The organism is Pseudomonas sp. REB1044 (genome assembly GCF_038813925.1).
GTDB lineage: Bacteria > Pseudomonadota > Gammaproteobacteria > Pseudomonadales > Pseudomonadaceae > Aquipseudomonas > Aquipseudomonas boreofloridensis.
Genome location: NZ_CP046139.1, coordinates 1414892 through 1429457, shown reverse-complemented (window position 1 = coordinate 1429457; position 14566 = coordinate 1414892). Strand labels below are relative to the sequence as shown.

At 64.4% G+C, this 14566-nt stretch carries 16 protein-coding genes and 1 riboswitch; of the genes, 7 read left to right on the top strand and 9 right to left on the bottom strand.

What is annotated here, in order from left to right:
- Window position 1: 1 nt before the first annotated feature.
- The 6 genes from GKC70_RS06690 to cobO are packed head-to-tail and all read right to left on the bottom strand — an operon-like array spanning window position 2 to window position 5854.
- On the bottom strand, window positions 2–1456 hold the full coding sequence (locus tag GKC70_RS06690) for a cobyric acid synthase (RefSeq protein WP_342650828.1): 1455 nt from the start codon (window positions 1454–1456) through the stop codon (window positions 2–4).
- The gene (cobD, locus tag GKC70_RS06685; protein ID WP_342650827.1) at window positions 1453–2445 is read right to left on the bottom strand and encodes a threonine-phosphate decarboxylase CobD; all 993 of its coding nucleotides are present in this window, start codon (window positions 2443–2445) and stop codon (window positions 1453–1455) included. The genes GKC70_RS06690 and cobD overlap by 4 nt, the downstream gene beginning before the upstream one ends.
- Window positions 2438–3346, bottom strand: coding sequence for an adenosylcobinamide-phosphate synthase CbiB (cbiB, locus tag GKC70_RS06680; RefSeq protein WP_342650826.1), 909 nt, complete (start codon window positions 3344–3346; stop codon window positions 2438–2440). The genes cobD and cbiB overlap by 8 nt, the downstream gene beginning before the upstream one ends.
- Entirely contained in the window at window positions 3343–3993 is a 651-nt protein-coding gene (gene bluB / locus GKC70_RS06675) for a 5,6-dimethylbenzimidazole synthase (protein ID WP_029611859.1), read from the bottom strand. The genes cbiB and bluB overlap by 4 nt, the downstream gene beginning before the upstream one ends.
- Entirely contained in the window at window positions 3990–5288 is a 1299-nt protein-coding gene (locus tag GKC70_RS06670) for a cobyrinate a,c-diamide synthase (protein WP_342650825.1), read from the bottom strand. The genes bluB and GKC70_RS06670 overlap by 4 nt, the downstream gene beginning before the upstream one ends.
- Window positions 5285–5854 carry a cob(I)yrinic acid a,c-diamide adenosyltransferase gene (gene cobO / locus GKC70_RS06665; protein ID WP_342650824.1) on the bottom strand — a complete coding sequence of 190 codons (570 nt, stop codon included), beginning with the start codon at window positions 5852–5854 and terminating at the stop codon, window positions 5285–5287. The genes GKC70_RS06670 and cobO overlap by 4 nt, the downstream gene beginning before the upstream one ends.
- A gap of 187 nt (window positions 5855–6041) precedes the next feature.
- Window positions 6042–6258: riboswitch (cobalamin riboswitch) on the bottom strand.
- A gap of 138 nt (window positions 6259–6396) precedes the next feature.
- Between cobO and GKC70_RS06660 the strand changes: the two genes are divergently transcribed.
- Complete coding sequence (locus GKC70_RS06660) at window positions 6397–6975, top strand: hypothetical protein (protein WP_342650823.1); 579 nt, start codon at window positions 6397–6399, stop codon at window positions 6973–6975.
- 37 nt (window positions 6976–7012) lie between these two features.
- On the opposite strand, the gene GKC70_RS06655 is transcribed toward GKC70_RS06660, so the two are convergent.
- The 3 genes from GKC70_RS06655 to hda all read right to left on the bottom strand — a co-directional run bounded on the left by GKC70_RS06655 (window position 7013) and on the right by hda (window position 9155).
- Window positions 7013–7552 (bottom strand): C40 family peptidase, encoded by a 540-nt coding sequence (locus GKC70_RS06655; protein ID WP_304483537.1) that lies wholly within the window; start codon window positions 7550–7552, stop codon window positions 7013–7015.
- A 135-nt stretch (window positions 7553–7687) separates the two neighbouring features.
- Window positions 7688–8329 carry a C40 family peptidase gene (locus tag GKC70_RS06650; RefSeq protein ID WP_039579442.1) on the bottom strand — a complete coding sequence of 214 codons (642 nt, stop codon included), beginning with the start codon at window positions 8327–8329 and terminating at the stop codon, window positions 7688–7690.
- A gap of 121 nt (window positions 8330–8450) precedes the next feature.
- Window positions 8451–9155, bottom strand: coding sequence for a DnaA regulatory inactivator Hda (gene hda / locus GKC70_RS06645; RefSeq protein WP_304483539.1), 705 nt, complete (start codon window positions 9153–9155; stop codon window positions 8451–8453).
- Between the two features lie 357 nt (window positions 9156–9512).
- On the opposite strand from hda, the gene GKC70_RS06640 reads away from it, so the two are divergent.
- The 6 genes from GKC70_RS06640 (at window position 9513) to GKC70_RS06615 (ending at window position 14335) form a co-directional block, all read left to right on the top strand.
- Entirely contained in the window at window positions 9513–10625 is a 1113-nt protein-coding gene (locus tag GKC70_RS06640; RefSeq protein ID WP_342650822.1) for an alkene reductase, read from the top strand.
- A gap of 71 nt (window positions 10626–10696) precedes the next feature.
- Window positions 10697–11152 (top strand): VOC family protein, encoded by a 456-nt coding sequence (locus tag GKC70_RS06635; protein WP_342650821.1) that lies wholly within the window; start codon window positions 10697–10699, stop codon window positions 11150–11152.
- Between the two features lie 27 nt (window positions 11153–11179).
- The gene (locus GKC70_RS06630) at window positions 11180–12403 is read left to right on the top strand and encodes an FAD binding domain-containing protein (protein WP_342650820.1); all 1224 of its coding nucleotides are present in this window, start codon (window positions 11180–11182) and stop codon (window positions 12401–12403) included.
- 109 nt (window positions 12404–12512) lie between these two features.
- Entirely contained in the window at window positions 12513–13148 is a 636-nt protein-coding gene (locus tag GKC70_RS06625; RefSeq protein ID WP_342650819.1) for a DsbA family oxidoreductase, read from the top strand.
- A gap of 48 nt (window positions 13149–13196) precedes the next feature.
- Window positions 13197–13766 (top strand): FAD-dependent monooxygenase, encoded by a 570-nt coding sequence (locus tag GKC70_RS06620; protein ID WP_342650818.1) that lies wholly within the window; start codon window positions 13197–13199, stop codon window positions 13764–13766.
- Window positions 13688–14335, top strand: a complete 648-nt coding sequence (locus GKC70_RS06615; protein WP_342650817.1) for a hypothetical protein — start codon at window positions 13688–13690, stop codon at window positions 14333–14335. Before GKC70_RS06620 ends, GKC70_RS06615 begins: the two co-directional genes overlap by 79 nt.
- Window positions 14336–14566: the final 231 nt, after the last annotated feature.

Here is a 14566-nt window from a genome sequence, read left to right as displayed (position 1 = left end):
GTCAGGCGACTCCACACAGTGCACGCAGATGCGCAGTATCCAAATGCTGTTCGACCAGGTCGGCTAGACGCTCGATGTCGCGCTCGCGCAAGGCGTGGTAGTCGACGCGCTCGACCGCCTCGAGCCCGGCCCAGCGCAGCAACGCCGCGCACGAATCGCTGCCCTCGAACAGGCCATGCAGGTAGGTCGCCAGGATCTGCCCGTCGGCACTCAGGGCACCGTCGGCGCGGCCATCGGCCAGCCGTAGTGCAGGCCGCTCCAGCGCCGGGCCCTGGGTGACGCCGGCATGGATCTCGTAGCCGCTCACCGCCGCCTGCTCCAGGCTCAGCACGCCGCTGACGTTGCGCAACTGCTTGTCGGCTTCCAGCACCGTCGCGTAGTCGAACAAACCCAGGCCTTCGCTGCTCCCGGCCGGACCTTCCAGGCCCAGCGGATCGTGCACGTGCCGGCCGAGCATCTGCAAGCCGCCACAGATGCCGATCAGCTTGCCGCCGTAGCGCAGATGACGGGCGATGGCGCGCTCCCAGCCACGCGCGCGCAACTGGGCGAGGTCGCCACGTACGCTCTTGGAGCCGGGCAGGATGATCAGGTCGGCCGGCGGAATCGGTTGGCCGGGGCCGATGAACTGCACGTCCACCTGCGGGTGCAGGCGCAACGGGTCGAAGTCGGTGTGATTGCTGATGCGCGGCAGTACCGGCACGATCACCTTGAGCAGCCGATCGCCCTTGGTCGACTGGCGTCGATCGATGCCGTCCTCGGCTTCCAAGTGCAGGTCGGTGACGTAGGGCAACACCCCCAGTACCGGCTTGCCAGTGCGCTGCTCCAACCAGTCCAGCCCCGGCTGCAACAAGGCGATGTCACCGCGAAAGCGGTTGATGACGAACCCTTTCACCCGCGCCTGCTCGCTCGGCGAAAGCAGTTCCAAGGTGCCGACCAAATGGGCGAAGACCCCGCCGCGGTTGATGTCGGCGACCAGAATCACTGGGCAGTCCACCGCCTCGGCGAAGCCCATGTTGGCGATGTCGCCGGCCCGCAGGTTGATCTCGGCCGGCGAGCCGGCACCTTCGACCATTACCACGGGATAGGCCGCACTCAGGCGTTGGTGCGAAGCCAGTACCGCTTGCAAGGCGATGGCTTTGTAGTCGTGGTAGGCGACCGCGTTCATGCTGGTCACCGCGCGGCCATGGACGATCACCTGCGCGCCGGTATCGCTGTTGGGCTTGAGCAGCACCGGGTTCATGTCGGTGTGCGGCGCCAGGTTGCAGGCCTGGGCTTGGACGGCCTGGGCCCGGCCGATCTCGCCGCCGTCGGCGGTCACGGCGCTGTTGAGGGCCATGTTCTGTGGCTTGAAGGGGACCACGGCGATGCCCTGGCGCAGCAGCCAGCGGCACAGCGCGGTGACCAAGGTGCTCTTGCCAGCATCGGAAGTGGTGCCTTGCACCATGAGGGTCGTCATGCCGATTCCTTGTGATAAGCCTGCAAGGCCTGACGCAGGCGCTGTTCGTCCGCCGCATCGCCAGGCAAGCCGAAGCGCAGCGCCGAGGGCGTCTCGAACAGGCGCACGAGAATACCGCGACGGGCGAGGAAGTCCTGCAACTGCGCGGCGCATGGATGGCGCAGGTACTGGAACAGGTCGCAACCGCCGCTGACCGGCAACGCGCAGCCCTCGAGCAGCGTGGCGAGTCGCGCGCTGGCCTGAGCACAGCGCTCGATCTGCGCCCGTTGCTGCTCGACGTCGTCCAGGCAGGCCTGGCCGACGATACGGGCCGGGCCACTGACCGTCCAAGGCCCCAACGCGTGGGCCAGTGCTTGCAGCAGTGGTGCTTCGGCCATCACGAAACCCAGCCGCACACCGGCCAGGCCGAAGAATTTGCCGAACGAGCGCAACACGATCAGTCCGGCGCGCCCGGCTTGATCGACCACGCTGAGGGCCGGCGTGTTGTCCATGAACGCTTCGTCCACCACCAGCCAACCGCCGCGCCGGGCCAGACGCGCATGCCAGTCGAGCAACTGCTCGCGCGACACACAGCGTCCGGTCGGGTTGTTGGGGTTGACCAGCACCAGCACATCGAGGCTGTCCAGGGCGTCCTCGACCTGGGTTTCGTCGAGCTCCAGCAGGCGATGTCCGGCCTGGCGCCAAGCCTGCGGATGCTCGGCGTAACAGGGCCAGAGCACGCCGACCCGACCTCGCGGGCGCAGTTGCGGCAGCGCCTGGATCGCTGCCTGCGAACCGGCCACGGCAAGCAGTTGCGCCACGCCGTAGTAGCTGCGCGCCGCCTGCTCCAAGCCGTCCTCGACTTCAGGCAGCCGCGCCCAGGCCTGCGCCGGTACTTCAGGAATGGGGAATGACCATGGCGCGATGCCGCTGGACAGGTCGAGCCAGTCCTGACGCGCAATGCCGTATTCGCGCACCGCGCGCAACAAACGTCCACCGTGTTCAAGCATACAGCCAGGCTCCCAGGCAGATCACCAGCAACCACAGCCAGACACCGCGCTGCACCAAGCTCCAGCCACGCTCGATGGCGTCGGCGTCGGCCGCCAGCCCTTCACCCAGCCGCGCACGGTCGTGCAGCTCGCCGTGATACACCGCCGGGCCACCCAGCTCGACATCCAGGGCGCCGGCGCCGGCGGCCATCACCGGGCCAGCATTGGGGCTGTCCCAGTGCGGCGCCTGGTTGCGCCAGCAGCGCAGCGCCAGACGGGTCTTGCCGAGCAGCGCGTAGGTCAGCGCCACCAAACGAGCGGGCACATAGTTCAGGGCATCGTCGATGCGCGCCGCCGCCCAGCCAAAGCGCTCGAAGCGCGCCGTGCGGTAGCCCCACATGGCATCCAGGGTATTGCTCAGGCGATACAGCACCACACCGGGCGCACCGGCCACGACAAACCAGAACAGCGCGGCGAACACCGCGTCACTGCCATTTTCCAGCACCGATTCGGTGGCGGCGCGGGCCACGGCGGGAGCATCCAGCTCGGCGGTTTCCCGGCTGACCAGGTAGCCCACGCGCCGCCGCGCTTCGTCCAGGTCACCCTGGCGCAGGGCCTGGGCCACTGGCAGCACGTGCTCGCCCAGGCTGCGCATGCCCAGCGCGCAGTACAATGCCAAGGCTTCCACCAACCAGCCGATGACCGGCAGCCAGGACAGGATCAGCGCCAGCAGGGTCAGCGGCACCACCGCCAGGAACCAGGCGCTGACCCCATGGCTGCGCCACCCTCGTCCGCCGGCGTTCAGGCGCTGCTCCAAACGGGCGGCGAAGTTGCCGAAGGCCACCAATGGATGGCGTCGCTGCGGCTCGCCCAGCAGCGCGTCCAGCGCGACGCCCGCCACGGTCAGCAAGGCGATGCTCATGCCGGCGTCCCCCACTGGTTCTCGTAGAGCATCTCGCTCAGCGGGCGTTCGCGGGCCCAGTCCTCCAGCACCAGCATCGGCGCCTCGTAGAACTGCGCCACCGGGCCCAGGCACAGCACGGCCACCGGCTGGGCACCGGCCGGCATGCCCAGCAGTTCGGCCAGCGCCTGCGGGTCGAACAGCGACACCCAGCCCATGCCCAGCCCCTCGGCGCGTGCAGCCAGCCACAGGTTCTGGATGGCGCAGGCGATGGAGGCCAAGTCCATTTCCGGCAGCGTGCGACGGCCAAAGATGTGCGGCTCGCGCTGATCCATCAAGGCCGCGACCAGCACTTCAGCGCACTCGCCGATGCCCTCGACCTTGAGTTTCATGAAGTCGTCGGAGCGCTCGCCGAGCGCCTCGGCGGTGAGCACTCGCTCCTGCTCCACCAGTGCCTGGATGCGCGCGCGCAGCGTGGGCTGGCTGATGCGGATGAAACGCCACGGCTGCATCAGACCGACACTGGGTGCCTGATGCGCGGCCGCCAGCAGCCGGGCGAGCAGCGTCGGCGCCACCTCGCCGCCGATGAAGTGACGCATGTCGCGACGCTCGCCAATGACGCGATAGACCGCCGCGCGCTCGGCCGCACTGAAGGCATGTGGGTTCATGGTCGCAACAGCGCCGCCGCCGCCTCTGGATTGGAAGGAAAATAGAAGTGCACGTAAGAGGCCGTCAGCCGGCCCTGTCGATAGACTGCTTCGTTGCCGCGTCCGCCGTTGGGACTCTGGCCCCGGGCGATGGGAACCAGGTCGGTGCTGGTCAGCGAGTGATGGTAGGTGTGGCCACGCAGCGCACCCTCGGGCAACTCGACTGTCTGCAGCGCCAGTGCGGCCAGACGCTTCTGCATCACCGCTTCGCCGGGCAGCAGGCCGAGCAGCTCGACGCGCTCGCCGGACACGTCGGTCAAGGCCTGGAGTAGATAAAGCATGCCACCACATTCGGCGAGCAACGGCTTGCCCTGCGCATGATGGGCACGGATCGCCTGGCACATCGGCGTGTTGGCCGCCAGGGCAAGGTGATGGAGCTCGGGGTAGCCACCCGGCAGATACAGACTGTCGACCACCGGCAACTGGCTATCATGCAGCGGCGAAAAGAACACCAGTTCGGCGCCCTGGTCGCGCAGTAAATCAAGGTTGGCGCCATAGAGGAAGGCGAAAGCCTCGTCGCGGGCCACGCCGATGCGCACGCCGGCCAAGCTGGCCTGCCGCCGCTGGGCTGGCGGTTTGACGAAACTCACCGGTGGCGGCAGGGCTGCATCGCAACTGGCGCCCAACGCCTCGGCAGCGGCATCCAGGCGTGCGTCCAGGTCGTTCAGCTCGCTGGCCTGGACCAGCCCCAGATGACGGCTGGGCAGCTCGATGCCGCGCTCGCGGGAAAGCCCACCGTACCAACGCAGGCCTTCGGTCAGGCTGCCTTCGAGCAGTTGCGCGTGGCGCAGGCTGCCTACGCGGTTGGCCAACACGCCGGCAAACGGCAGGTCGGGCTGATAGCGCGCCAGACCCAAGGCCAGGGCGCCAAAGGTCTGGGCCATGGCAGTGCCGTCGATCACCGCCAGCACCGGCACGCCGAAATGCCGCGCCAGATCGGCGCTCGAGGGCGTGCCGTCGAACAGGCCCATCACACCTTCGATCAGGATCAGGTCGGCATCGGCAGCCGCCTCCCACAACAGGCGACGGCTTTCGGCCTCGCCGATCATCCACATGTCCAACTGGTACACCGGCGCGCCGCTGGCCCGCTCGTGGATCATAGGATCAAGAAAGTCAGGCCCGCACTTGAACACTCGAACCCGGCGTCCAAGGTTGCGATGCAGACGCGCCAGGGCGGCGGTGACGGTGGTCTTGCCCTGGCCGGAGGCAGGGGCTGCGATCAGCACCGCCGGGCATTGCCGAGTGCCTGAGGTCACAGCTCGACGCCCTTTTGCGCGCGGATTCCGGCCTGGAAGGCGTGCTTGAGCATACCCATCTCGGTGACGGTATCGGCCAGTTCGATCATTTCCGGCTTGGCGCCGCGGCCGGTGACGATGACATGCTGCATCGGTGGCCGTGCCTGGATATCGGACAGGACCTGATCCAGCTCCAGATAGCCGTGCTTGAGGGCGATGTTGAGTTCATCGAGCACCACGAACTGCACGCCAGGGTCTTGCAGCAGCGCGCGTGACACCTCCCAGGCGGCTTCGGCGGCAGCGATGTCACGCTGACGGTCTTGGGTTTCCCAAGTGAAGCCCTCACCCATCACGTGATAACGCACCTGCTCGGGGAACCGCCGGAAGAACAGCTCTTCGCCGGTGCTGTTACGGCCCTTAATGAACTGCACAACACCGCACTGCATGCCGTGGCCCATGGCACGGGCGAGCATGCCGAACGCCGAACTGCTCTTGCCCTTGCCGTTGCCGGTGAGCACCAGCAGCAGGCCGCATTCGTTGGGGGAGTTGGCGATGCGTTCGTCGATCACCGCCTTCTTGCGCTGCATGCGCGCCAGGTGGCGTTCGTCGCGTTCGGGGATTCGCTCATGTGGGTACTCCGCAAGCTGTCGACGCGCCGGTCGGGCACTCGCGGGTGGGCACCAGGCAGCGACAGGTAATCAAGGCAGGCAGGCGCAGACGGGAGCACGCAATGGCCGCGGACAGACCACGGGACCGCGCGCATCACCCTCCGTGATGCCGTTGGCAGTGACAGGCCGGTCTCCGGGCTCATGAGTTGGGCTCTGGCCCGAAACCGCGCGCCTTCCCGGACTCTGCCCAGTGGCCATGCGCGGCCTTGACTCACCTACCGTTGCGGGGGCAGCGCCGGACTCGCGCCCTGCGGCGCCCACCGGCTTCCCAGTTTCACTCTGCCGGAGGCTGTCCGCAGAGCACCTGAAACACGCGGCGAAGGTTAGAGGGTTGCACCGGGAGCGTCAATTGAACACGGATGGCGAACGACTCTTCAGGGCGCTTGTCTGAAGAACAAGGAAGTGATATCACATAGCCATCAATCGGCTGAACGCGATCATAAATAAAAGGAGAACGCGTCATGCAAGGCTTGATCATCCACAACCCGCACCTGGAGTTCCTGCGACCGGTATTCGAGCGCTGGGTCGAATGCATCGACCGCTTCAATCAGATCCACGGTGAAAGCGACGCCCCCTACTGGCATGGCGCCCAGGCCAATGCCGGCCTGCTGGCCGCTGCCGCCTGGCAGGCCGAGCGTGTCACGCTGCAGCAGTATCAGGGCAAGAAACAACGTGACGAAGGTGACCGCGAGGGACGTTGCGACCTGTGCATCGCCGATGCCGAACAATCCCTGCATTTGATTACCGCGCAGCGTTGGCCAAAGATCGCCCGACTGGACCTCGCCACCGCCCTGCAAGAAACCGCCGCACTGGCGCGCCTGTCGGTCTACCCCAGCCAGTTCAAGGCGGGGGCTCTGTTCATCAGTCCGTGGAAGGCCGGCCAGCATGCCAGCCCGGAAGAGTTGCAGGACATGGTCGACGACCTGAGCAAGCACACGGCCTGCGCCATCGCCTGGTACTTCCCTTACGCTTATCGCAAGCTGCACAACGAAGCAGGGCAGTATCACCCGGGTGTGGCGGTGTTGATCAAGCAGGCGTGAAGCACTAGGGGCCGGTCAGCGGCCCCACGTCCGCCCGCTAGGGATTCTGTGCCAGATGGCCCGAGGGATTGAGCACTCGTTTGGCCTGCAGGTAGGCCCTGGACCAGTAGCTGTTGGACAGGTAGTCCAGGCGCACGGTGCCACCGCTGGACGGCGCATGCACGAACCGCCCCTCGCCCACATAGATGCCGGCATGGCTCACCCGGGAACCGCCCGCGGTGGCGAAGAACACCAGATCGCCCGACTGCAGCGCGTTGATGTTCACAGTCGGCGCGCGCATGACGATCATCTCGCGGGTCGAACGCGGCAGGCTGATGTTTGCCGCATCGCGATACACATAGCCGATCAGACCACTGCAATCGAAGCCCGAGTCCGGGGTATTGCCGCCCCAGCGGTAGGGTGTGCCCACCAGACCGATGGCACGGATCAGCACATCGTCGGCCACAGGCGAAGAGGACGGTTGATCGACGAAGACCACCGGCGGCTTGACGGCGGGTGGCGGAGTGGGAGCACGGCTGGAACAGGCGGCGAGCAGAGCCACCATCGAGAGGAATGCGAAGCGCGTCATGATCGCCATGGGTCAGAACCTGTCTGAAACCGATCGGCCGCAGCCGATGAAAGAGTTGAGAATTTAGATTAGACGCTATTCGTAAATGCGCACGGCGACTCGCTTTTCAGCCAGTCGCCGTGTTGAGAGTACAGCAAAATGCTATTAGTTTCGTGACAACGTGGTGGTCGGTGCCATGGCCAAGGCGCGCTTGGCTTCGAGGAAGGTTTTGCTCCAGTAGCGATCACCGAGGCTGTCGATGCGCACGCCACCGCTGCGGCGGCTGCTGGAGTGGATGAACTGGTTGTCGCCCAGGTAGATGCCAGCGTGGCTGACACGGCCACGGCCATTGGTGCTGAAGAACAGCAGGTCGCCTGGCTTGAGCTTGTTGCGCGCCACTTTAGGGGCGTCAACGTTGATCATCTCGCGGGTGGAGCGCGGCAGGTTCATGCCCGCCTCTTCGCGGAACAGGTAGCCGATGAAGCCGCTGCAATCGAAACCGGACTGCTCCGAAGTGCCACCGAAGCGATAGCGGGTGCCGATCAGCGCCATGCCACGCTCGAGAATGCTGTCAGCCAGCACCGGGAGCTCGTAGGGTTTGCTATTGCGGGAAAAGGCCTGGAGGTCTTCTTCGGTGGCCAGGTCTTCCTCGTCGAACACCGACGAGTGCGAAGCCTTGGCTTTGGCCGCGCTCTGCGCGGTCACCGAGGGGCGATCCTGGGGCTGGGAAACTGGGCCTTGGGCCGCGCAGCCAAAAAGCAGGGTCACGAGTGCGAGGGGCACGAGGGGTGCGAAGCGCTTCAGCATGGGCACGACCGTGTCTGGAATCCGTTGGAAGGGGGAAACTATGCCTTCTATCGGAATCATTTGCAAATTTTATCGAAGAAAATGTGACTTCTGTGTTCTAAGGCGTCGGCGACCTCTAGAACTACCAGCCAAGCGTCTCTTTAAGGAAGGGGATGGTCAGCTTGCGCTGGGCCTGCAAGGAGGCCTGATCGAGACGTTCGAGCAGATCGAACAACGCACTCATGCTGCGCGTGCCACGGGTCAGAATGAAGTGTCCGACTTCGTCAGTCAGGTGCAGACCGCGCCGCGAGGCACGCAATTGCAGAGCGCGCAGCTTGTCTTCGTCGGACAAGGCGCGCATCTGGAACACCAGCGCCAAGGTGAGTCGCGATTTGAGATCGGCCAGTTTGATCGGCAGCTCGCGCGGCGAACTGGAAGCCGCCAGCAAAAGACGCCTGCCGCTGTCGCGCAAGCGATTGAACAGGTGGAACATCGCCTCTTCCCAATCGGCCTTGCCGGCGATCACATGCAGGTCGTCGATGCACACCAACTCGTACTGCTCCAGGTGATCGAGCAACTCCACGCCACGCTCGAGCAATTGCGCCAGCGGCAGGTACACCGCCGGCTCGCCGAGTTGCTGGAAGCGGTGAGTGGCAGCCTGCAAAAGGTGCGTGCGCCCTGCCCCCTGCTTGCCCCACAGATAGATGAGACTCTCGGTCCAGCCGGCGTCCGCTTCGCACAGCCGCTCGACATAGCCCAATGCTGCGGCATTGGCGCCCGGATAATAGTTGATGAAGGTGGCGTCATCGCGCAGGCGCACACCCAGGGGCAACTGGATCGGTTTCATGCTGGCTGGCGGTCGCGAGGACCAAAGGGGACCTTTGGTGAAAGTGTGCAAAGTCTATACCTGGCGGACGGGCGGCACAATCGGGCAAGGAAATAGAGCCTGCCAAATCAGAGACTTGGCTGGGTTTTGGTCCCAGTAGCGGTTTTAGCCTTATCGCGACGGTCTTTGAATCCGCCACGGCCAAGCGCTCACGCAATAAGCAGGCCGACATTCTACGCAAAAAACGCAAAGATTCTTAGCCCAATACCTGGATTATCAGTAAACCTGCATTCAATTAGCGTGGAGTCATAAAAAGCGCTCGGTCTGCGCTCGCGGATTCGGGCAAATCCCTGCTGTGACACCCCAGAGATCGCTACCGTGACCCAGCATCTATTACGCCCTTTGCAACTTGGCCCGTTCACGCTCCCCCACCGCATCGCCATGGCCCCGCTCACGCGCTCCCGGGCTGATCGACACACAGCGGCGCCAGGCCCACTCAACGTTGAGTACTATCGTCAGCGAGCCAGTGCGGCGCTACTCATCACCGAAGCCACGCAAATTTCGCAGCAGGGCCAGGGCTATGCCTGGACCCCGGGCATCTACACAGAAAAGCAGGTCCACTGCTGGCGTGCGGTGAGCCAAGCCGTTCACCAGGAGCAGGGGCTGATCTTCATGCAGCTCTGGCATGTGGGGCGCGTGTCCCATCCCTGCTTTCAACCGTACAACGGCCGTCCGGTTGGTCCCAGCGCCCTACCGGTGCCCGGCCAGACATTCATCCTCGACGCCAACGGCAATGGAACCTGGGCCGAGATTCCCGTGCCACGCGAACTGACGATCGAGGAGATCGCCGCCATCATCCACGACTATCGCGTCGCCGCACGCAATGCCTTGCGTGCCGGAATGGACGGCGTAGAGATCCATGCCGGTAACGGCTACCTGCTCGACCAGTTCATCAATAGCAGCAGCAATCAGCGCAATGACCGCTATGGCGGCAGCATCGTTTCGCGCGTGCGGCTTCTGCTAGAGGTCGTCGAGGCGGTCGTTGGCGAGATTGGCGCCGAGCGGGTCGGCGTACGCATGACGCCCATGGGGCGTTTCATGGGCATGGGCGACGAAACGCCCGAAGCCACCTTCACCTACGCCGCGCGTCAACTCAACCGCTGGCCGCTGGCCTACCTGCATCTGGTAGAGCCCGCCGTAGTGGGAACTACCCGGGCAGAGGAGCACGACCCTGCCTGGGACAACATGATGTCACTCATGCGCGAGTCATGGCTGGGGACACTTATCGTCGCCGGCGGTTATGACCCGCAAAGCGCCGAGCAGGCTTTGGCCAGCGGGCGCGCCGACATGATCGCCTTCGGCCGGGCGTTCCTGGCCAACCCTGATCTGCCACGGCGCATCCGCGAGGGACTCGCCTTGAACGCACCTAGCCCAGAGTCATTCTTCGGCGGCGACGCCTGCGGCTACACCGACTATCCCTTCCACCCCTGAACCCGCTACACGCCAACGCTTGCCGATTCAGGTAACTGCAGCGGTCGGCGCCCTTTTCGGAGACACCCGTCATGGCCTTGCACACACTGGCTCACTATTCGATTCGCACCACCGACCTCCAAGCCTCCAGACGGTTCTACATCGACGTGATGGGGCTGCGCGAGGGCTATCGCCCGCCGTTCGATTTTCCAGGCGTATGGCTGTACCTGGGGGACGACGAACAGCAATTCGGCGTGGTGCACATCATCGGTATCGACGCCGACAATCCACACGGTCTGTTGGACTATCTAGGCGGAGCAAGCGATCAGGCAGAAGGTACCGGAACCCTGGACCATATCGCCTTCCTGGCCACCGACCTGCAGGGCTTCCACCAGCGACTGAAGGCAGCCGGTCACCGTTGGCGCGATCGTCTGGTTCCCAGCCTGGGTCTGCATCAACTGTTCGTCGAAGACCCCTCCGGCGTGACCCTCGAACTCAACTTCCCAGCCAGCGAAGCTATAGCCGCCGGCCTCGACACGCCTCGCTGATCCGCTCAACGCCAAGGAGAAATACCCATGAACACGACTTCAGCATCCCGTCGCGCAATCATCGTCGGCGGCTCACTCGGCGGCCTGTTCACCGCCAATCTGCTGCTGCGCAACGGCTGGCAAGTGCAAGTGTTCGAGCGTGTAGCCGATGCCCTGACAGGCCGCGGCGCGGGGATCGTGACCCATCCGCAACTACTCGATGGGCTGCTCAAGGCCGGCGTGAAAGTAGACGACGACCTTGGGGTACGAGTATCGACCCGCGTCACCTTGCACCAGGATGGCACCGTGGAGGCCGAACACGAGCTACCGCAACTACTCACGGCCTGGAGCAGGATGTACCACGTACTGCACCAGGCGCTGCCGGCCGAGCACTACCTGACCGGACGCAGCGTACGTGCAGTCCAGCACTTACCGGACCGGGCGCGGGTGATCCTCGATGACAACAGCGTCCATGAGGCTGATCTGGTGGTCGCTGCTGACGGACTGCGCTCGCGAATCCGCCAACAACTGATGCCCGAGGCTCAGTTGCAGTATGCCGGCTATGTCGCCTGGCGCGGCCTGGTCGAGGAACAGGACCTTTCGGACACCACGCGCCAAGCGCTGTTCGACCGCTTCGCCTTCTGCCTGCCACCGCACGAGCAAATCCTCGGTTATCCGGTGGCTGGCGCGCTCGACAGCACGCGCGTGGGCCAGCGACGCTATAACTTCGTCTGGTATCGCGCCACTGATGAACAGCACGCACTGGCCGATATGCTGACCGACGAGCATGGAAAACGCTGGCCCGATGGAATTCCACCTGGACTCATCCGCGGCCAGGTCATTCAAGACATGAGACAGGCAGCACATCAGTTGCTGGCACCAGCATTCACCGAGGTGGTGGAGAAGACCTCGCAACCACTGTTCCAACCGATCTATGACCTGCAAGTGCCGCGCATGAATCACGGCCGAATCGCGCTGCTGGGTGATGCGGCCTTCGTCGCTCGACCGCACTGCGGGATGGGCGTGGCGAAAGCCGCCGGGGATGCCATGGAGTTGGTCAACGCGTTGGCTGGCACGGCCGATGTGAGCGCTGCACTGGCGTCGTACAGCCAGCGCCGTACGCCCTATGGCGCAGCAATCGTGCAGCACGCGCGCCATTTGGGCGCCTACATGCAAGCACAGCTGCTGAGCGACATGGAACGCACCATGGCCGAGCGCTATCGCACCCCTGAAGCCGTCATGCGCGAAACCGCCGTCGATCCAGAGTTCTAAACCAAGCATTGCGCAACACGCAAAGCTCAATAGCGATGCCCCCCTGTTATCAGGCACTGGGGTCCGTGCCAACATCGACTCACCTCAAAAACGCTATGGAGTGTACGCCATGAATCTAACCATTACCTTGACCTCCGACTTCATCTGCCCATGGTGCTTCGTCGCCGAACGCCGCCTGCAACAGGCGCTGGACAGCCTTGAGGAAAAACCCGAGGTGCAGTATCAGTGGCGTCCTTATCTGCTCAACCCTGACATGCCGGCCGAAGGCATGGACCGCAAGGTGTACCGCTCGAACAAGTTCGGCAGTTGGGAACGCAGCCAGATGCTCGACGCGCAAACGGTCGCCGCCGCCAAAGGCGATGCGCTGACCTTCAACTATCCGGCGATGCGCCGAACCCCCAGCACGCTGGCCGCGCACCGCCTGATGCTCTGGGCCGATGCTCAGGGCCAGGCCCATGCGCTGGCCGACGCCATTTTCAGCGCCTACTTCGAACAAGGCCGCGATATCGGCGATGTGGCGGTACTGGCCGCGCTGGCCGGAGAAGTCGGCCTGAACGCCGAGCAGGCCGCTGATTACCTGCGCAGTGACGAGGGACGCGACCGCATTTTCGAGTTGGACCGCCAAGCGCGCGAACGCCAGGTACGCAGCGTGCCACTGGTCGAGATCGGCACCGGCGTGATCAGTGGCGCACAGGCTCCGGAAGCTTTCCTGCATGCCTTGCAAATGGCCGTTGATCACGCTTGAACGCCACGCCTGGATCAGGCCTCGCCGGACGAATTGGAGGAACACCGCATGACCCCTGCACAGCAACCCAACGCTATCATCATCGGAGGCTCGCTCAGCGGCCTGTTCGTCGCCAACACCTTGCGCTCGATCGGATGGAACGTCGACATCTACGAGCGCTCGCCCGCCGCGCTGGACAGTCGCGGTGGCGGCGTAGTGCTGCAACCTGAAGTGCTCACGGCCTTCAAATTCTCCGGCATCGAACCGGACCAGGCAGTAGGCGTGCGATCCCACAACCGCACCGTACTCAACCGCCGCGGTGATACGCGGAGCAAGCAGTACGCCCCACAAACCCAGACCTCGTGGAACACCATCTACCACCACCTCTATCAGGCGTTGCCCGAGCATCACTATCACCGAGGCAAGACCTTCACCCACTTCGAGCAGGACGGGGACACCGTGGTCGCGTATTTCCAGGACGGCACGAGTGTGCCTGGCGATCTACTGATCGGCGCGGACGGCGGCCACTCGCAAGTGCGTCAGCAGGTACTGCCGGGGTGGTGCCGAGCTATTCCGGGTACGTGGTGTGGCGGGGGCTGGTCGAAGAACCGCGACTCTCCGAAGCGTCCAAGGCGCTGATCTACGAGGACTTCGTGTTCCAGCCAGACGCGGAGTCGCTGATGCTCGAGTACATGGTGCCTGGCGTCGATGGCGCGAGCGACGTACAGCGCCGACGCTTCAACTGGCTGTGGTACCTGAAGGCGGCACCTGGCCCCGAACTCGATGCCATTCTCACCGACAAGAACGGGCGCCGTCGCGAACATTCCATCCCACCGGGCGCCATCGCTCCCGACCAGGCCCGCCGGTTCATCGAGCGCGCGCGTGAACAGATCAACCCGGCCTTCCTGGAGTTGATCGAACTGACCGAAGACATTTTCGTGCAGTCGATCCTCGACCTCAAAGTCCCACGCATGGTGTTCGACCGCGTGCTGCTGCTGGGCGATGCTGCATTCATCCCGCGCCCGCACACTGCAGGCAGCACCGCCAAAGCGGCGCATAACGCCGTGAGCCTGGCCAAAGCACTGGCGGACCACGACGACCTGAGCACGGCCCTGAAACGCTGGGAGGTCAGCGCACTGCAGGAGGGCACAGCAATGAGTGACTGGGGTATCGACATGGGTAATCGGATCATGAACATCACCGCTTAGATGTGCTTGGCACCTGCGCCCCCCACCCCGCTAAAGCTGCCCACTTTCGGCCAAACGACTACCCAGACGTTTGGCCGATGGCGTTTCCATGCACCGCCGAACAGGTAACGCGCCTTCTACGGGTGGCAACTCTCAAGGGAATCTATGCATAGCGCGCAACGCTGTTAGCCGTATCCCCTCGCTTATCAGGCTATTGCCGCTTCCATACCATTGAATCCAACACACGGACGC